At 64.7% G+C, this 18,190-nt stretch carries 17 protein-coding genes; 7 read left to right on the plus strand and 10 right to left on the minus strand.

Annotation, left to right across the window (positions count from 1 at the left end; genetic code table 11):
* Nucleotides 1–32: 32 nt before the first annotated feature.
* The 3 genes from hisC to Q1A85_RS16545 are packed head-to-tail and all read left to right on the plus strand — an operon-like array spanning nt 33 to nt 2,877.
* Entirely contained in the window at nt 33–1,121 is a 1,089-nt protein-coding gene (gene hisC, locus Q1A85_RS16535) for a histidinol-phosphate transaminase (protein WP_299691870.1), read from the plus strand.
* Complete coding sequence (locus tag Q1A85_RS16540; protein ID WP_299691873.1) at nt 1,118–2,029, plus strand: prephenate/arogenate dehydrogenase family protein; 912 nt, start codon at nt 1,118–1,120, stop codon at nt 2,027–2,029. The genes hisC and Q1A85_RS16540 overlap by 4 nt, the downstream gene beginning before the upstream one ends.
* A complete protein-coding gene (locus tag Q1A85_RS16545) occupies nt 2,026–2,877 on the plus strand; it encodes an extensin family protein (RefSeq protein WP_299691876.1) in 852 nt (283 codons plus the stop codon). Before Q1A85_RS16540 ends, Q1A85_RS16545 begins: the two co-directional genes overlap by 4 nt.
* A gap of 69 nt (nt 2,878–2,946) precedes the next feature.
* Here the strand turns inward: Q1A85_RS16545 and Q1A85_RS16550 are convergent, their stop codons facing one another.
* A complete protein-coding gene (locus Q1A85_RS16550; RefSeq protein WP_299691879.1) occupies nt 2,947–3,945 on the minus strand; it encodes a DUF2125 domain-containing protein in 999 nt (332 codons plus the stop codon).
* Between the two features lie 66 nt (nt 3,946–4,011).
* Between Q1A85_RS16550 and Q1A85_RS16555 the strand changes: the two genes are divergently transcribed.
* From Q1A85_RS16555 to Q1A85_RS16565, 3 genes are all read left to right on the plus strand, one after another.
* Nucleotides 4,012–4,554, plus strand: coding sequence for a gamma-glutamylcyclotransferase (locus Q1A85_RS16555; RefSeq protein WP_299691882.1), 543 nt, complete (start codon nt 4,012–4,014; stop codon nt 4,552–4,554).
* A 69-nt stretch (nt 4,555–4,623) separates the two neighbouring features.
* Nucleotides 4,624–5,847, plus strand: coding sequence for a biopolymer transporter ExbB (locus Q1A85_RS16560; protein WP_299691885.1), 1,224 nt, complete (start codon nt 4,624–4,626; stop codon nt 5,845–5,847).
* A 2-nt stretch (nt 5,848–5,849) separates the two neighbouring features.
* Nucleotides 5,850–8,090, plus strand: coding sequence for a peptidoglycan -binding protein (locus Q1A85_RS16565; protein ID WP_299691888.1), 2,241 nt, complete (start codon nt 5,850–5,852; stop codon nt 8,088–8,090).
* A gap of 7 nt (nt 8,091–8,097) precedes the next feature.
* On the opposite strand, the gene Q1A85_RS16570 is transcribed toward Q1A85_RS16565, so the two are convergent.
* From Q1A85_RS16570 to gloB, 3 genes are all read right to left on the minus strand, one after another.
* A complete protein-coding gene (locus Q1A85_RS16570) occupies nt 8,098–9,069 on the minus strand; it encodes a peptidoglycan DD-metalloendopeptidase family protein (RefSeq protein ID WP_299691890.1) in 972 nt (323 codons plus the stop codon).
* Nucleotides 9,069–11,390 (minus strand): ATP-dependent Clp protease ATP-binding subunit ClpA, encoded by a 2,322-nt coding sequence (gene clpA, locus Q1A85_RS16575; RefSeq protein WP_299691893.1) that lies wholly within the window; start codon nt 11,388–11,390, stop codon nt 9,069–9,071. Before clpA ends, Q1A85_RS16570 begins: the two co-directional genes overlap by 1 nt.
* 196 nt (nt 11,391–11,586) lie before the next feature.
* Complete coding sequence (gloB, locus tag Q1A85_RS16580; RefSeq protein WP_299691896.1) at nt 11,587–12,354, minus strand: hydroxyacylglutathione hydrolase; 768 nt, start codon at nt 12,352–12,354, stop codon at nt 11,587–11,589.
* 70 nt (nt 12,355–12,424) lie between these two features.
* Here gloB and Q1A85_RS16585 point away from each other — a divergent pair, with 70 nt between their 5' ends.
* Entirely contained in the window at nt 12,425–13,168 is a 744-nt protein-coding gene (locus tag Q1A85_RS16585; RefSeq protein WP_299691899.1) for a hypothetical protein, read from the plus strand.
* Nucleotides 13,169–13,323: 155 nt separating this feature from the next.
* Here the strand turns inward: Q1A85_RS16585 and Q1A85_RS16590 are convergent, their stop codons facing one another.
* From Q1A85_RS16590 to Q1A85_RS16615, 6 genes are all read right to left on the minus strand, one after another.
* The gene (locus Q1A85_RS16590) at nt 13,324–14,286 is read right to left on the minus strand and encodes an oligopeptide/dipeptide ABC transporter ATP-binding protein (RefSeq protein ID WP_299692293.1); all 963 of its coding nucleotides are present in this window, start codon (nt 14,284–14,286) and stop codon (nt 13,324–13,326) included.
* Nucleotides 14,286–15,266, minus strand: a complete 981-nt coding sequence (locus Q1A85_RS16595; RefSeq protein ID WP_299691901.1) for an ABC transporter ATP-binding protein — start codon at nt 15,264–15,266, stop codon at nt 14,286–14,288. Before Q1A85_RS16595 ends, Q1A85_RS16590 begins: the two co-directional genes overlap by 1 nt.
* 82 nt (nt 15,267–15,348) lie before the next feature.
* Nucleotides 15,349–16,308 carry an ABC transporter permease gene (locus Q1A85_RS16600; protein WP_299691903.1) on the minus strand — a complete coding sequence of 320 codons (960 nt, stop codon included), beginning with the start codon at nt 16,306–16,308 and terminating at the stop codon, nt 15,349–15,351.
* Nucleotides 16,308–17,288 carry an ABC transporter permease gene (locus Q1A85_RS16605; protein WP_299691905.1) on the minus strand — a complete coding sequence of 327 codons (981 nt, stop codon included), beginning with the start codon at nt 17,286–17,288 and terminating at the stop codon, nt 16,308–16,310. Before Q1A85_RS16605 ends, Q1A85_RS16600 begins: the two co-directional genes overlap by 1 nt.
* Before the next feature lie 50 nt (nt 17,289–17,338).
* A complete protein-coding gene (locus tag Q1A85_RS16610; RefSeq protein WP_299691907.1) occupies nt 17,339–17,755 on the minus strand; it encodes a DUF6855 family protein in 417 nt (138 codons plus the stop codon).
* Nucleotides 17,752–18,171: an SRPBCC domain-containing protein gene (locus Q1A85_RS16615; protein ID WP_299691909.1), complete on the minus strand. Its 420-nt coding sequence runs from the start codon at nt 18,169–18,171 to the stop codon at nt 17,752–17,754. The genes Q1A85_RS16610 and Q1A85_RS16615 overlap by 4 nt, the downstream gene beginning before the upstream one ends.
* Nucleotides 18,172–18,190 lie beyond the last annotated feature (19 nt).

Raw genomic sequence — 18,190 nt, forward strand, 5'->3', positions numbered from 1 at the left:
GCCTAAAACCGCTGCAAAGCAAGAGAGGCCACATGACCACGCCCACACCACAGCCAGGGATTATGGAGATTGCGCTATACCAAGGCGGGCAGTCCCATTTGGCCGGTGTGCGCGATGTGCTCAAGCTCAGCTCGAACGAGAACCCGGCGGGGCCGCCCCCCGCCGCCATCGACGCGCTGAGCGCTGCGGGGCGGCATATGCACCTCTACCCGTCGACCGATCACGCGGCGCTGCGCGCAGCCATTGCCGAGGTCTGGGGCGTGGATGCGGAACGGGTCATTTGCGGGGTTGGATCGGACGAGGTGTTGCAGTTCGTCACCCAAGCTTATGCGGGGCCCGGAGACGAGATCATCCATACCGAACACGGGTTTTCCATGTACCCGATCCTGACGCATATGTGCGGTGCAACACCCGTGCGCGTGGCCGAGGTCGACCGGGTTGTCGACGTGGACGCCATCCTGCGCGCGGTGACGGCGCGCACGCGGATTGTGCTGCTCACGAACCCCGGCAACCCCACAGGCACGCGGATCGCCGATGCCGAGATCACGCGGCTGGCCGACGGCCTGCGCGAGGATATCATTCTGGTGATTGACGGGGCCTATACCGAATATGCAGCGGGCTATGACGGCGGGCTGCCGCTGGCTGAAACACGCCCCAACGTGCTGATGACGCGGACCTTTTCCAAGATTTACGGGCTTGGTGGCCTGCGGGTCGGCTGGGGATACGGGCCGCAGGCGATGATCGATGTGATGACGCGCATCCGCCAGCCGTTCAACCTGTCGGTGCCCGCGCTTGCCGCGGCAGAGGCTGCGGTGCGGGACACCGCATGGCGGGACAGTTGCGCGGCGCTGAACGCCGAACAACGCGCGCGCCTGATCGGAGCGTTGCGCCAGCAGGGACTGGCCTGCGATGACAGCGACACAAATTTTGTGCTGGCCCGTGCGGCCACGGTCGCAGAGGCGGACGCGGCAGAGGCGGCACTGAATGCGGAGGGCATCCTGATCCGCCGCGTCGGTGGTTACGGGTTTCCCGAAGGGTTGCGGATCACCGTGGGGGACGCGGCCCAGACGGGCCGTGTGATAAATGTGCTGACCCGCTGGCGCACGGAGGATGTGGCGTGATCTACAAACGGGTTGCCCTGATTGGTCTGGGCCTGATCGCATCGTCGATGTTCTGGGGGATGAAGCGCGGCGCGCTGGCCGGCGAAGTCACCGGCTATGCCCGCAGCGCCGAGACGCGCGACACCGCGCGCCGGATCGGCCTGTGCGACCGTGTCTGCGACAGTTTGGCCGAAGCGGTCCAAGGCGCCGACCTTGTGGTGCTGTGTGTGCCGGTGGGCGTGATGGGCGCGGTTGCTGCGGAGATGGCCGCGCATCTCGCGCCCGGTGCCACGGTCACGGATGTGGGATCGGTCAAGCGCGAGGTGATCAACGCCGTGGGTCCGCATCTGCCCCACGGCGTACATTTTGTGCCCGGCCACCCGCTGGCCGGGACCGAGCATTCGGGGCCCGAAAGCGGCTTTGCCGAGTTGTTCGACAACCGCTGGTGCCTGCTGGTGCGGGTGCCGGGCAGTGATCCCCAAGCCGTCGCGCAACTGCACGCCTTCTGGGAAGGTCTGGGATCGAATGTCGAAACGATGGACGCCGATCACCACGACCTTGTGCTGGCAGTCACCAGCCACGCGCCGCACCTGATCGCCTACACGATGGTGGGCGTCGCCGACGACCTTGGCCGGGTGACCGACGGCGAGGTCATCAAATACTCCGCTGCGGGCTTTCGTGATTTTACCCGGATTGCGGCCAGCGATCCGACCATGTGGCGCGACGTGTTTCTGAACAACAAGAAAGCTACGCTGGAAATCCTCGGACGCTTTACCGAAGAACTGTTTGCGCTACAGCGGGCCATTCGCACCGGCGATGGTGACCACCTGCACGCCTATTTCACCCGCACACGTGCCATACGCCGCGGCATCATTGAGGCGGGTCAGGACACCGATGCCCCCGACTTTGGCCGCGGGAGCACGCGGTGAAGCGGATTGTGCTCGCACTGTCCGTCGTTTTGGCGGGCGCTGCGGTGGCGGCACCCGAGGCGTCGAAGCGCCCCGTGGCCCGCGCAGGCACCGACGCACCATTGTCGGTCACACGCATCGACAACCCGTCGCTTGCCCGCGTGCTGGGGGCGGTGCAGCGGCCCGTGTCGCGGCCAGGCACCAACGCCCGAAACCCCGGCGCGCCGGTGCCTGCACTGGAACAGGTCGTGGCCGCATCCAGCCTGCCGCGCGCCACGTCCCTGCGGCCCAGCCTTCGGCCCCGGTCGGTGGTGCAAAAGGCGATGGCGCGGCGCGAAGCACGCCGCAAGGGGCAGGTTTGTGGCGATCCTGACCTTCAGGGGGACGTGGTGGGCTATGTGCCCGGACGGCTGAGCGCCTGCGGCATTTCGGAGGCGGTGCGGCTGCGGTCCGTGTCCGGCGTCACACTGAGCCAGAGCGCGTTGATGGATTGCAAGACCGCCAAGGCGCTCAAGCGTTGGACCGAAGCCGGGGCCAAGCCCGCATTGCGGGGCAACGGCGGCGGGCTGGCGGGCTACCGGGTTGCGGCACACTATGCGTGCCGGACGCGAAACAACCAGCCCGGCGCGCGCGTGTCCGAACACGGCAAGGGGCGGGCAATCGACATCTCGGGCTTTTCTCTGCGCGACGGCACACAATTGACGGTGCTGAATGACTGGAACTCCCGGCACCGCACCGCGCTGCGGTCGATGCACAAAGCGGCGTGCGGACCGTTCGGCACCGTTTTGGGCCCGAACTCGGACCGGTTTCACCGCGACCACTTTCACTTCGACACGGCCCGCTATCGCAACGGACCATATTGTCGGTAAGGGTGGTGGGGACTGGACTGGGGCGCTGCCCCAGACCCCGTGGTATTTTTGGTCAGAAGAAACAGAAGCTTAGCGCAGGATCAGGCGGGGTGCAGGGGCAATCGGGATAAAGCCGATCAGGACCGCGCCGCCTTTGAGCGTCAGATCCACGTCCAGCGTTGTATCGTTGCCCGATGCGCGGGCCATCGCGCCAAGGATACCTTCGGCCTGACCGCGCAGGTTCGAGGGCAGGGTGCCGGTGCTTTGGGCGATGTCGAGCATGGTTTGCCAGTTTTCGGCTTGCAGGCTGACCGTGCCTTCGGGCGTGCCGTTCGCGTCGACAGTGAGATCAGCGGCGAGGTTGAGGCTCAGATCGCCCCAGCGTGCTTCGGCGAGGTGCAGCGTGATCTGGCGCGGCTGTGGGCGGCGCTCGTTCAGGGCGCGCCGGTCCCAGGGCCGGTCAAAGGTGACATCCGCGCGCAATTGCAGGCTGTCAAAGGCATCCGGAAACCCGTCTGGCAGGCGCAGCCCGCGCCGGGTGGCGTCCCCCGGTGAAAACTCTCGCGCACTGGCGACAAAGGCATAGGCGGGCCCGTCTGTCTGGGCCATCGTCAGTGTGAGGTCCTGCGCTTGTGCCTGCACGCCTTGCGCATCCGTCACCTGCCACGGCCCGGCGGTCCAGCCCAAAGCCTCAAGCGTCAGCGCGCCGCCGGGCCGCAGTTCCATCGCCATGACGCCGTCGGTCATGGTCAGCTCCGACACGCCGTAAGGCGAGGCCAGCGCAATTGGGGCGTCGTCCAGCGTGACCGTCACGTTCCCCGGCCACCACGCCGGTGCGGACAGGGCGAGCGCGCGGGTGCGCAACGCCAGACCCGTTTCAGGGTCCGCGAGGGCCAAATTGTTCAGGCCTGCGCGCAGCTGTGTCGGAAACCCGCCGCCCGAGATGCCTGACACTTCGGCCTGCCACCCTTCGTCGGCGCGCTCGGAGAGCCACTGGTCCACCCCGCGCTGCAATCCGGTCGAGGCGGCCCACCACCACCCGCACCACGCCAGCAGGGCAAGTGCGAAAATCCAGATCAGCCTGCGCATCAAGGCCCCTTTCCCTTGGTCTGATTTTGAGGTCTACCGCAGCACGCAACAAAAGGACCAGCGGCAATGGCACAGAGCGGCGAGATGTGGGTTTTTGGCTACGGCAGCTTGCTGTGGAACCCCGGTTTCGACGTGGCCGAAACCGTGCGGGCGACGCTGAACGCCTATCACCGGTCGTTCTGTATGCGCTCCATCCACCACCGTGGGTCGGAAACTGATCCGGGGTTGGTGCTGGCGCTGGATGCCGCACATGGGGCCACCTGCGCAGGTGTCGCCCTGCGCGCGGCCCCCGGCACAGAAACCCGGACCCTGACCTATCTGCGCGAACGCGAGCTGATCTCCTCCGCCTATCTGGAGCGGCGGCTGGACATCACGCTGGAGGATGGGCGCATCGTCGCGGCGCTGGCCTATGTGATTGACCCCGACCACGTGCAATATTGCGGCAACCTGCCACTCGAAGAGCAGGCGCAGATCATCGCCCATGCCACGGGCGGGCGCGGACCGAATCACGAGTATCTGGACAACACCGCGCGGCATCTGGCCGAATTGGGCATCCCCGATCCGGACATGGACTGGCTGGTACGCCGCGTCGCAGCGATCCGGGCATAAATCCTTGGCGCTTCTGCTGAAAACCCGGTAGATTGCGCCAAAGAGCAGGCAAAGACAGGGATTTGGGGCGTGGCCGTAGCGCAGACGACACCCGAGGCACAACCGCATTTCTCCCAGCCATTCCGGCAGATCGCATTGATGCTGATCGTGCTGGGGCTGTCGGGGTTCGGTGCCATTGTGGCTTTGCCCCGCGTGCTGCCGGTGTTTGAGGCAAACCCGTACCTGAACGGCTTTATCATGTTCGTCTTTGTGATCGGCGTGCTTGCGTGCTTTTTCATGGTGCTGCAACTGATCGTGTCGGTCCGCTGGATCGAGGATTTCGCCTCGGGCACGCCGGGTGCCCAAGCCAAGGCGCCGCAGCTTTTGGCGTCGCTGGCGTCGCTCTTGCGGTCGCGGGGCGCGCGAATGCAGCTATCGGCCTCGTCCACGCGGTCGATCCTCGATTCGGTTGCAACCCGCATCGACGAGGTGCGCGAGATCACGCGTTACATCGTCAACATGCTGATTTTCCTTGGCCTTTTGGGCACGTTCTACGGTCTGGCCACAACCGTCCCGGCGGTGGTGGACACCATCCGCAGCCTCGCCCCGCAAGAGGGCGAAGGCGGGGTGGAGGTGTTCAACCGCCTGATGACAGGCCTTGAGGCGCAGCTGGGCGGCATGGGTGTCGCTTTTGCGTCGTCGCTGTTGGGTCTGGCCGGGTCGCTGATCGTTGGGCTGCTTGAGCTTTTTGCCGGGCACGGCCAGAACCGCTTTTACCGCGAGCTTGAGGAATGGCTAAGCTCCATTACCCGCGTGGGCCTCACCCACGAAAGCGAAGCGGGCGGCGAAAGCCACGCCATGGCGGGCGTGATCGACCATCTGGCGGAACAGATGGAAAGCCTGCAAACCATGTTCACCCAATCGGATGTGAGCCGGTCCATGGTGGACGAAAAGCTGGGCAAACTGGCCGACGCGGTGGACCGCATGACGCGCACCATGGAAGGGCAGGCGCAAGGCGCAGAAACCGGCGCGCTGCTGCGCGTGGCCGAGGGGCAGGAACGCCTGATCGCCCTCATTGAGGCGCAAGGCACCGGCGACGGCATCGACGCCGAAAGCCGGATGCGCCTGCGCTCCATCGACGTGCAGATGCTCCGTATCCTTGAGGAAATCAGCGCCGGGCGTCAGGAAAGCATGGCAGAGTTGCGCACTGACATCTCGGCGCTGGCCCAAGCGCTCAGCCAGCCGCGGGGGCAGGATCGCAAACCCGGCACCGGGCGACGCCCCGGTCAGGGCCAGGTGGCGGGTAAGGGCTGAGCATGGCGCTGTCTCGACGCACCGGGCAACGGTTCCAGAATTCGATCTGGCCGGGCTTTGTCGACGCGATGACGGGCTTGCTGCTTGTCCTGATGTTCGTGCTGACGATCTTTATGGTTGTGCAATTTGTGCTGCGCGAAACGATCTCGGGGCAGGAAGACGAACTGAACCAACTCGCCGGAGAGGTCGCAGCGCTGGCGCAGGCGCTGGGGTTGGAAGAAAACCGCGCCGACACTCTGGACGCGCGGGTGAATACGCTGACCAGCACCTTGGGCGATGCCGAGGCGCGGATTGCCGCGCTGACCGCTGACCGGGATGCGCAACTGGCCGCGCTGACCGAGGCGCGCACGCGCATCACCAGCTTTGAGGCGCAGGTGGCCGCACTCATTGCCGAACGCGACGGCGCGCTGGAAACGGTCGCCGGCCTCGAAGGGGCGCAGGCAGAGCTTTTGTCAGAGCAGGAGGCGCTGAACCTTGCCCTCGCGCAGGCGCGCGACGAAATCGACGCCGGAACCGAAGCGGCACGACTGGCCGCAGCCCGCACCGAGGCGTTGCAGGCGCTGATCGCCGATCTGCGCAGCCGCAACGCCGACAGCGCAGCAGAAGCGACCGCCTTGCAGGCCGATCTGGACGCCGCCCGCGACGCGCTCAGCGCCGAAGAGGCGGCGCGCCTGACCGAAGCGGCGGCGGCAGAAGCGTTGCGCGCACGTCTGGAAAATGCGGATGCGGAACTGACCGCGATGACCCTCGCGCTTGAGGCGCAGCGGCAAGAGGCGGAGGATACGCTGACGCTGCTGGCCGCTGCACGGGCCGCCAATGACGATCTGGATGCGCAACTGGCCGCCGCTTTGTTGGCCACTGACAGCGCGCAAGGCTCCGCCACAGCCGCAGAGGCACAGATCGCCGCGCTGGAGGCGGACGTGGCCACGGCCCTCGCGGCGCTGGAGGCTGCAAAATCCGACAACACCCGGCTTGAGACGGCCCGCACGAGCCTTGAATCGCAACTGGCCGCCGCTCTTTTGTCAGCGCAAGAGGGCGAAACCTCTGCCGCGCAGGCCGCCGAACTGACGGCACGGCTGGCCACGGTCGAGGCGCAGCTTGACGCGACAACGCTTGAGATGTCGCAGGTGCGTGACCAACTGGCTGCCGCTCTTGCTGAACGTCTGGCCGCCGAGGCGCGGGTGACCGCACAGGCCACGGACCTCGACGCCTTGCGCACGCAGCTTGCTAGCGCCATCGCGGCGCGGGATGCCGCCCTTGCCGATGCGGATGCCGCAGGCAGTTCCAACGCCGATGTGCGCGCGCAACTGGCCGCCGCATTGGCCGCACGTCTGGCGGCAGAGACGGAACTGGACAGCCTGTCGGCAGACACCGCCGAGGTGCGCGCGCAATTGGTGGCGGCGCTTGCCGCCCGTGCACAAACCGATGCAGCGTTGGCCGAGGCGCGCACCAACGCCGAAGAACGCGCGGCCCTGCTGGCCGCCGCCCGCGACGCGCTCTCGGCGGAAGAGGCTGCAACTCTTGAGGCGCAGCGGCAGACGGAATTGCTGAACCAGCAGGTGTCCGCGCTTAGGGAACAATTGGGGCAATTGCAGGCACTTTTGGACGATGCGGTGGCGCGGGATGCCGCACAGGACGTGCAACTGGCGACGCTGGGGCAGGACCTCAACACCGCGCTGGCCCGCGCAGCCCTCGAAGAACGCCGCCGCCGCGCGCTCGAAGAGGCAGAGCGCAAGCGGTTGGAGGAAGAGGCGCGCGCGCTCGAAGCGCAGGCACAGGATCTGGAACGCTACCGCTCGGAATTCTTTGGCCAGTTGCGCGATGTGCTGGGCGCGCAGGACGGCGTGCGGATCGTCGGGGACCGCTTTGTCTTTTCGTCAGAGGTGTTGTTTGCGCCGGGTGCGGCAGAACTGTCCGAAGCGGGCCGGGCCGAGATCGCCAAAATCGCCAGCATCCTGCGTGACATCGCGGACGATATCCCCGCAGGGATCGACTGGGTTTTGCAAGTGGACGGGCACACCGACAACATCCCGCTGTCCGGTTTTGGCGCCTTTGCCGACAATTGGGAACTGAGCCAGGCGCGCGCGCTGTCGGTGGTGCGCTATATGATCAACTTCCTCGGGTTGCCGCCCGACCGCCTGTCGGCCAACGGCTTTGGGCAGTACCAGCCGATCAACACCGACGACACGCGCGAGGCGCGCGCGCAGAACCGGCGGATCGAACTGAAGTTTACTGAGAAATAACAGCGCCCTAGCGGACCTCCAGTTCTGCGGTCTTGACGCTGATCTCTTGCCCGTCGCGGACCATCGTGACCGTTGCCCGATACTGACCGGCAGGCCACGCTGCGTCGCGCAACCGCTTGCCCGTGGCGCGGAACAGCAGGGCCTGCGTCCGGTCCAGCGTGGCCACGTGTTCAATGACAGTGCCAACGGGGCCATCAATACGCAGATGCATCTCATCCCCCGCTTGCGATCCAAAGGCATAGCCAAACACGACCAGCGCAGGTGCGGTCACGGGCAGTTGCGCGCGCGCGGCCTCACCCGCCTTGATCGCGTCGTATTCCGGCACGGCATCGGAAAACCCGACATCCAGCAGACCGCCGGGCCGGTAGGCCGGAGGTGTCTCCCACAGGGTGTGATCCGAGGGCGCGCCGCACGTGATCTGGCCGTCCGGGTCAAACGGATCAACCGGTGCATCGTCCTTGCGCAGGATAAGTTCCAAGTGGGGAAAGTCAGCCCGCCCGGACATGCCGATCTGTCCCAGCACCGTGCCCGCCGCGACCCGGTCGCCCGACCGTACCGTGACCGATCCGCGTTTGAGGTGGCAATACTGCGTGCTCCACCCGTCCGCATGGTCCACAACCACGCCGTTCCCGCAGCCCCGACCCGCCACCCGGGCCGAGTCGCCCGGCGCGTAAACCTTGTCCTGCATCCCGTCGCGCATCCCGCGCACCGTGCCGGGGGCGGCAGCGACGACATCGACGCCCTCTGCCATGTCGCGCCATGTCGGCAGCGCAAAATCGGTTCCGGTGTGCGTGTCATAGGACAACGGGGCACAGCGGTAATCCGATGCACCCGGGCCGGGGTCGTGATCCACGTATTGCTGGATATAGCACGCGTCCCCAAGCGCGCAGTCCACCGGGGTTTGCAGAACGATTTCCGCCGCCACAGGCACCCCTGCGGCGGCGGCAAATGTCAGTGCGGCAAGGCGCGCCGCGCGCATCAATCTGCGGTCAGCAGCGGCGGCTTGTCACCCGAAATGCGCGGCTTTTCCGGCCCTTCGAGCTTGAGGTCAAGCGCGCCGTTCTTCACGCCGACCTTGACCACGCCACCTTTCATCAGCTTGCCAAACAGCAACTCTTCGGCCAGCGGCTTCTTGATGTGTTCCTGGATCACACGACCCAGCGGCCGCGCGCCCATCTTGTCGTCATAGCCCTTGTCGGCCAGCCATTCGGCCGCGGGCTTGGTCAGTTCGATGGTCACGTTGCGGTCCATCAACTGCGCTTCAAGCTGCAAAACGAACTTTTCGACCACGGACAGGATCGTATCCTTGCCCAGCGGACCAAAGCTGATCACCGCGTCCAGACGGTTGCGGAACTCGGGCGTGAACGTGCGTTCGATAGCCGCCGTATCCTCGCCCTCGCGCCGGTCGCGGCCAAATCCGATGGCCGCCTTGGCCATGTCCGCCGCCCCCGCGTTCGAGGTCATGATCAGGATCACGTTCCGGAAATCCACCGACCGCCCGTTGTGGTCTGTCAGCTTGCCGTGATCCATCACCTGCAACAGGATGTTGAACACGTCCGGATGCGCCTTTTCGATCTCGTCGAGCAGGAGCACGCAGTGCGGATGCTGGTCCACACCATCGGTCAGCATCCCGCCCTGATCAAAACCGACATAGCCCGGAGGCGCGCCGATCAGACGCGACACCGCGTGTTTCTCCATGTATTCCGACATGTCAAAGCGCAGCATTTCCACGCCCAGCGTATCCGCCAGTTGCTTGGCCACTTCGGTCTTGCCCACACCCGTGGGCCCGGCAAACAGATAGTTGCCGATGGGCTTTTCGGGCTCGCGCAGACCGGCACGGGCCAGCTTGATGGCCGAGGACAGCGCCTCGATTGCCGGGTCCTGACCAAACACCACGCGTTTCAGCGACACTTCGAGGTCCTTGAGGGTCTCTGCATCGTCCTTGGACACGTTTTTCGGAGGAATGCGGGCAATCTTGGCCACGACATTCTCGATCTCCTTGGTGCCGATGGTCTTGCGCCGTTTGGCAGCAGCCACCAGATGCTGGGCCGCACCGGCTTCGTCGATCACGTCAATGGCGCTGTCGGGCAGCTTGCGGTCGTTGATATACCGGCTCGCCAGTTCGACAGAGGTCTTGATCGCATCCGAGGTGTATTTGACCCCGTGGTGATCTTCGAAATAGGGCTTGAGACCCCGCAGGATTTTCGTCGCATCCTCGACCGACGGCTCGTTCACGTCGATCTTCTGGAACCGGCGGCTCAGCGCGCGGTCCTTTTCGAAATGCTGGCGGAACTCCTTGTAGGTGGTGGAGCCCATGGTGCGCAGCTTGCCACCCTGCAATGCAGGTTTCAGCAGGTTAGACGCATCCATCGCGCCACCGGATGTGGCACCCGCACCGATCACAGTGTGAATCTCGTCGATGAACAGAACCGCGTCGTCGTGATCCTCAAGCTCGGTCACGACGGCTTTCAGCCGCTCTTCGAAATCCCCGCGATAACGTGTGCCCGCCAGCAATGCGCCCATGTCGAGCGAATAGATGGTGGTGCCGGACAGCACTTCGGGTGTCTCGCCGGCCACGATCTTGCGCGCCAACCCTTCGGCAATCGCCGTCTTGCCCACGCCGGGATCACCCACAAGCAGTGGGTTGTTCTTGCGACGGCGGCACAGCACCTGAATACACCGCTCCACCTCGCTGTCGCGCCCGATCAACGGGTCAATGTCGCCCTCGCGTGATTTTTCGTTCAGGTCCACGCAATATTTGGCAAGTGCGCTTTCCTTCTTGTCGCCTTCGGTGACGCCTTGCGCCTCTTCCTCGGCTTCGGGCGCGCCGGACACGGGCCGGCTTTCGCCAAAGGCCGGGTCCTTGGCCACGCCATGTGCGATAAAGTTCACCGCGTCATAGCGCGTCATGTCCTGCTCTTGCAGGAAGTAGGCGGCATTCGATTCGCGTTCGGCAAAGATGGCGACCAGCACGTTGGCGCCTGTCACCTCTGTGCGGCCCGAAGACTGCACATGGATGGCGGCGCGCTGGATCACCCGCTGGAACGCGGCTGTCGGGACGGCTTCGGAGCCGTCGATATCTGTTACAAGGTTGGACAGATCGTCGTCCACGAACTCTTCCAGAGTACCGCGCAATTCTTCCATATCCACCGAACACGCCTGCATCACGCGGCGGGCATCGGGTTCATCCAGAAGAGCGAGCAACAGATGCTCGAGCGTTGCAAATTCGTGCCGGCGTTCGTTGGCCAGCGCAAGCGCCTGATGGATCGCTTTTTCAAGGGTCGTCGAGAATGAAGGCACGGGCAGTGCTCCTTATCGCTCGGGGTCGGGGGGGCAACGAGGTATATCGAGGCCCCGATCCAACCATGGCCTCATGTGTTTAAGTTTGGTTGAAGATTGCCAAGCTTCAAGGATTTTCTTGATCTTGACAGTCACAAAGGCGCGCATCTGCGTGCGCATGGTATCGTTTTGAGGCAATAGCGGTGGCCAGATACCTCTAGAAGTTGTTCTTGCGGGTCCGGATTTCAACAAAAACGTCAACGGGGTCTGCATCTTCCATGCCCAGATGGGCTTGGATCGCGGGATCATCGGCGCGCAAGAAGGGGTTGGTGGCCAATTCCTCGGCCAAGGTGGACGGAACTGTCGGCGTGCCTTCGGCGGTGGCAGCATCAACCGAACGGACCCGCGATATAAGGTCGGGATTGTCGGGATCAATGGTCAGCGCGAATTTCCCGTTTGCGGCTGTATATTCGTGCCCGGAAAAGATCAGCGTATCCTCGGGAAGTGCCGCGAGCTTTTGCAGGCTGTCGTGCATCTGGGGCATCGTCCCCTCGAACACGCGGCCACAGCCAAGCGCCATCAGGCTGTCGGCGGTAAACGCGGCCCGCGCGTCGGGAAAGTAGAACGCGATATGCCCTTGGGTGTGGCCAGAGACGTCGATCACGCGGCCCTCGACCGATCCGATCTCCACCCGGTCGCCCTCCTTGACCGTGACGTCGAGCGCGGGCAGGCGCGGCACATCCGCCGCCGCCCCTGTGACCCGCGCCGGAAAGCGGGCGAGAATGTCGGCCAGCCCCTGCACGTGGTCGCCGTGGTGGTGCGTCAGGAACACATCCGAAAGCAGCCAGCCCGTCTCGTCCAGAAACGCCATAATCGGCCCCGCCTCGGGCGCATCAATCAGCGCCGTGGCACCGGTCGCGGTGTCATGGGCCAGAAAGGCGTAATTGTCGTCGAGGCAGGGGATGGTTGCGATCTCAAGGGCCATGGCAAAACGTCTTTCATCTTCGTAAGCTTACCTGAAAAGGTGGTGCGCTGGCACCGAAAGGGCAAGGCCGATGCATCTGGATGTGCAGGATCTGCGGAACTTTTATTATCGCAGCCCCCTCGGACGGGCGGCGCAGGTGTCGCTGCGCGCCCGTTTGCGCCAAATCTGGCCCGAGGCCAAGGGGCAGACCGTGGCGGGCTTTGGTTTTGCCATTCCCCTGCTGCGGCCCTATCTGGCGGACGCCCGCCGGGTCATCGCCCTGATGCCGGGCCCGCAAGGGGTGATGCCATGGCCAGCCAATGCGCCCAACGTGTCCGTGCTGACCGAAGAGACCCTGTGGCCCATTGAGACGGGCCATGTGGACAAGCTGATCATGCTGCACGGGCTGGAGACGTCCGAACGCGCCTTTGACCTGCTCGAAGAGGCGTGGCGCGTGCTGGGGCCGGGGGGCAAGGCGCTCTTTATTGTGCCGAACCGGGCCGGGCTGTGGTCGCGGCGCGACCGCACGCCCTTTGGCTTTGGCCGCCCCTATTCGGCGGGGCAGCTGGAAACCCAACTGCGCAAGCACCAGTTCCTGCCCGAACGGCATGTGGGGGCGCTTTATCAGTTTCCATCGGCCAAACGGGTGTGGATGAAATCCGGGCCGATGTTCGAACGGGTCGGGCGCGCGATGCCGGGCATGTTTGCCGGGGGCGCGTTCATGGTGGAGGCGTCGAAACTGGTCTACCCGCCCAAGGGCAAGGTGGCCCGCAGCAAGGCCAAGAAACAGGCAATCCCGCAAGGCGTGCCCGCGCCAATTGCCGGGCGGGTGTAGCACGGGCCGCACCGTCGGTGGGTCGCGGCATGGCGATGGGGGCGGCGTTCGGGGCGATTCACGGCTGTTATGGCGGCAATCTGTTGACGCAACGCGCAGCCGTCACCGTATCGCTGTGCGGGGGTGTGCGGCGGCCTTCGGCCCTGATCCGCCCCTCAGCCGGCAAAGTGACAGGCCACCCGCGCGCCGCGCACGTCGCGCAGTGTGGGCCGCTCTGTCCGGCACCGCTCCGCCGCCAAGGGACAGCGCGGGTTGAACGCACAGCCGGGCGGCGGGTTGATCGGGTCGGGAATCTCACCTTGCGGTGGCGGCACTTCGCGCCCGAACCCATCCAGCTTGGGTGCTGCCGCCAGCAACATCTGTGTGTAGGGATGGGCGGGGTGGTCAAACAGCGTGTCGGGGTCCGCTTCCTCGACCAGCCGCCCCAGATACAGGACGCCAATCCGGTCCGCCATATGCTGCACCACCGTCAGATCATGGCTGATAAACAGGTAGGTCAGCCCGAACTCATCCTTCAGGTCGCTCATCAGGTTCAGCACCTGCGCCTGCACCGACACATCCAGCGCCGATGTCGGCTCATCGCACACGATCAGCTTCGGCTCTGACGCCAGTGCGCGCGCGATACAAATCCGCTGCCGCTGCCCGCCGGAAAACTCGTGCGGGAATTTGCCCGCGTCGCGCGCGCTCAGCCCCACCTGCTCCAGCAGCCGTTCCGCCAGCCCTTCGGTCTTGCCGCCGCGCGCCGCCACAGGCTCCGCGATGATGTCGCGCACCCGCCAGCGCGGGTTCAAAGACGCATAAGGGTCCTGAAAGATCATCTGGATGTCCGACCGAATGCTCTCGATCTTGTCGGCATCCGTCTCCTGCGCCAGATCAATCCCCCGGATTTCCACATGCCCCTCGGACGGCGGCAACAAACCCACCAGCATCTTGCCAATGGTCGATTTGCCCGACCCGCTTTCGCCCACCAGCGCATAGACCGTCCGCTCTTCGATCTCAAAGGACACATCCGACACAGCCGTCAGCAACGCCTTGGGTTTGCGCTCGATCAGCCGGTTCAGCCACGGTTTCGAGACGTCAAAGATGCGGGTCAGATTGCGGATCGACACCAGCGCCATCATGCCACCTCGGTGCGGCTGATGGGATGGAAACAGGCCGCGCGCCCGGCCCCGTCTTCGATCCGCGGGCCGGGATCGGCCCTGCAGTCGTCTTGGGTATAGGGACAGCGCGGATGGAACGCACAGCCCGGGGGCAACGCGTCGAGGCGCGGCATGGCACCGGGGATTTGGTGCAACCGGTCCTTGCCGCGCGAGGCCAGCGGGGTCGACCCCATCAGACCGTCGGTATAGGGGTGGATCGGGGCCGCCAGCACCTCGCGCACGGGGCCGATCTCGGCCAATTGGCCAGCATACATGACCGCCACGCGGTCTGCGGCTTCGGCAATCACGCCCATATCATGCGTGATCAGCATCACCGCCGTACCGCGTTCGCGGCAAAGCCGTTTCAGGAGCGCAATAATCTGCGCCTGCACCGACACGTCCAGCGCGGTTGTGGGCTCGTCCGCGATGATCAGGCTGGGTTCGGCACACAGCGCCAGCGCGATGACCACCCGCTGCCGCATCCCGCCCGAGAATTCATGCGGATAGCTGTCCACCCGCTGCGCGGCACCGGGAATGCCCACCTCTTCGAGCGCGGCAATGGCACGCTTGCGCGCCTCCGACGGCGAGATGTCCAGATGCGCCAGCATCGTCTCGGTCAGTTGATCCCCGATGCGCAGCAGCGGGTTGAGCGAGGTCAGCGGGTCCTGAAACACCACCCCGATCTGCTTGCCCCGAAGCCGCCGCATCTCGTCGCGCGGAAGGGTGTCGATGCGCTGCCCGTTCAGCAGGATTTCCCCTGAGGCGATATGCGCCGGCGGGTTGAGAAGCCCGATGACCGCATTCCCCGCCATGGACTTGCCCGCCCCGGATTCGCCCACCACGCCCAGAATTTCGCCCGCCGCAACGTCGTAGGACACGCCGTTCACAGGCCGCAAAACGCCGTGGCGTGTGGGGATATCGACGGTGAGGTTGCGGATGGAGAGGATGGGGGTGGTCATAATGTGCGTCTGCTTCATGTACCGGGTTTGCGAGGGGGCGCGCCATGTGCCCGGCGCTTATGCGCGGCGTGGCGTGTTCCCATCACCGCAGCCTCGGGTTCAGCGCGTCGCGCAGCCAGTCGCCCAGCAGGTTCACACTCAGCGCCAGCGCAAGAAGGGTCGCCGCCGGGAAGAACAGAATCCACCACTCGCCCGAAAACATAAAGTCCTGACCGATGCGGATCAGCGTGCCCAGCGACGGCTTGGTCGCGGGCGCACCCACACCGAGGAAGGACAAGGTCGCCTCTGCAATGATCGCCAGCGCCAGCGAAATCGTTGCAATTACCAGAACGGGGCTCAGCACGTTGGGCAGAATGTGGCGGACCATGATGGCGGGGCCAGACCGTCCGATCAGACGGGCGGCGGCCACGTATTCCTTGTTCTTCTCCACCAGAGTCGCGCCGCGCACAACGCGGGCAAATTGCACCCAGTCGGACAGGCCAATCGCGATGATCAGCACCCAGATCGCCATCTGGTCACGGTATTCCACCGGGGTGATCCCCTTGGCGATGCCAAAGATCAGCATGGCCACAAGGATGCTCGGAAAGGTCAGCTGCACATCCGCCACGCGCATGATGATCGTCTCGGTCCAGCCACCGACATAGCCTGCCAGCAGGCCCAGCGTGATCCCCAGAACCATCGCAAACAGCACCGCCGAAGCACCGACAAACAGCGATATCCGCATCCCGTAGAGGATCGTGGAAAACACGTCGCGCCCCTGATCATCCGTGCCCAGCCAAAAGCTGTCGCCGGTAAACGCATTGGGCGTCATAGGCCGGGAAAACCCGTTCATTAGGTTCAGGGACGCCGGATCAAAGGGATCAAATGGCGCGATGAGCGGAGCGAAGAGCGCCCCCAGAACCAGCACCAGCGTCACCGCAAAACTGACCACCGCAACCGGCGCGCGGCGGAACTGGTAGGCAAAATCCGACTGCAACGCCAGCGCCAGACGCGAACGGTCCCCGGTCACAAGCTCTTCGGGTGGCAAACGCATATCAACCATCAGTGCGCCCCCGTCCGGTCCGCCCGCAGCCGCGGGTCAATGGCAAAATACAGCATGTCCACGATCAGGTTGATGCCCACGAACATCACCGAAATCAGCATCAGATACGCCGCCATCACCGGGATATCCACAAACTGGATCGCATTGATAAATAGCAGCCCAACACCCGGCCACTGAAACACCGTCTCGGTGATGATCGCGAACGCAATGATCGACCCCAACTGCAACCCCGTCACCGTGATCACCGGCACCAGCGTGTTCTTGAGCGCGTGGCGAAAATTCACCGCCCTTTCGCGCAGGCCACGGGCGCGGGCAAAGCGGATGTAATCCTGCCGCAGCACCTCCAGCATCTCGGACCGCACCAGCCGCATGATCAGCGTCATCTGATACAGACCCAGCGTGATCGCAGGCAGGATCAACGCCTTCAGCCCGCTTTCCGTCAGGAAGCCGGTGGACCAGTTGCCGATCTTCACCGTTTCGCCCCGCCCGAAACTCGGCAACCAACCCAGTTCCACAGAAAACAGGTAAATCAACAGGATACCGATCAAAAACGTGGGCAGCGACACCCCGATCAGCGACACCGTCATAATCGCATTGGCCGCAAACCCGCTCCGCCGGATCGCGGTGAACACCCCCAGCGCAATGCCAAAGCCAATCGCCAGAAACCCGCTCACGGCGGCCAGTTCCAGCGTCGCCGGCGCGCGTTCCAGCAGGATCTCGGCCACTGGCCGCCCCTGCCGGTAACTGACCCCGAAATTGCCCTGCACCGCCCCTTCGAGGAACCGGAAATACTGCACGACAAATGGCTGATCCAAACCCAGCTGCCCGCGCAGCCGCTCCACATCCTCGATGGTGCGTTCCTGCCCCAGCATGTTGTCGACCGGATCGCCGACAAAGCGGAACATGGAAAACGCGACCAGCCCCACGACAAGCAGGACAATCGCACTCTGAAAGATTCGCTGGAGGGTGTAGGCGAGCATGGATCAAGCAGATATTGCCCGGCCCGGCGGGTCAAGTCGAAAGCCGCACGCTACACCGCACGCACCCGATTGTTGCGCGCGTTGTGTTCCAGTTCGACCCGCCCCAACAGCTCCAGCGTGGGCGCTACATAATTCGCAAACCGCCCCCGATAGCCCTTGCGCAGGCCGTAATAGCCGCCCACCGGGTTGTCCGCGGACCTTGCCCAATGCTCCAGCGTGCCCGGCTTGGTCGGTTTGCCCTCATCCGCATTGCCCAGCAGCATCCAGTCGCCATGGGCTTTGAGCATCGCGTGCGCATCCTCCAGCGCGCGCAACTGATAAGACAGCCGTGTCTTGCCCACTTGCACCACCAGCGCGGGCGGATCATGTGCCGCATCTGTCCAGACCTCGAACTCCGACGACAGGGGCGGGGTCTTCAAAATCCACGGATCATCTTGGGTGCCGGAGCCATAGGTGACGTCTGTCATACCTGTTCTGCCTTTGTCTTCAATGTGTGTGCAAATGTGGTGAAACTCGGGGTCAGGTCCGGCATCGTTGCCACGATCATAGCCGACAGCGGCCCGGAAAAATCCTCGCGCATGGAAAACCGTGCGCCGCCCGGCGCGGGGGTCAGCGTGAAGGTCCGCACGCCCGTGAACAGGCCCAGCGGCAGACCTCCACGCCAGACCATCCTGTGCGGCGCGTCAAACCGTGCCACGCGCAGGCCAAAGGCCCGGTTTGGGCTGGCCTGCGACCACAGCTTGATGCGCGCGCGCTCTTCCAGCGTGCCCTCCAGTCGCACAATGCCAAACGGCGCGGGGGTGCGCGGCATGACGTGGGTCAGCACGTGCCAGACGACGTCGGGCGTGGCGGCAATGTCTGTTTCTGTCTCATAAGTCTTCACGGGCGTGCCTCTCTTGACG

It is taken from the genome of uncultured Tateyamaria sp., from assembly GCF_947503385.1.
In the GTDB taxonomy this organism is placed as follows: Bacteria; Pseudomonadota; Alphaproteobacteria; order Rhodobacterales; family Rhodobacteraceae; genus Tateyamaria.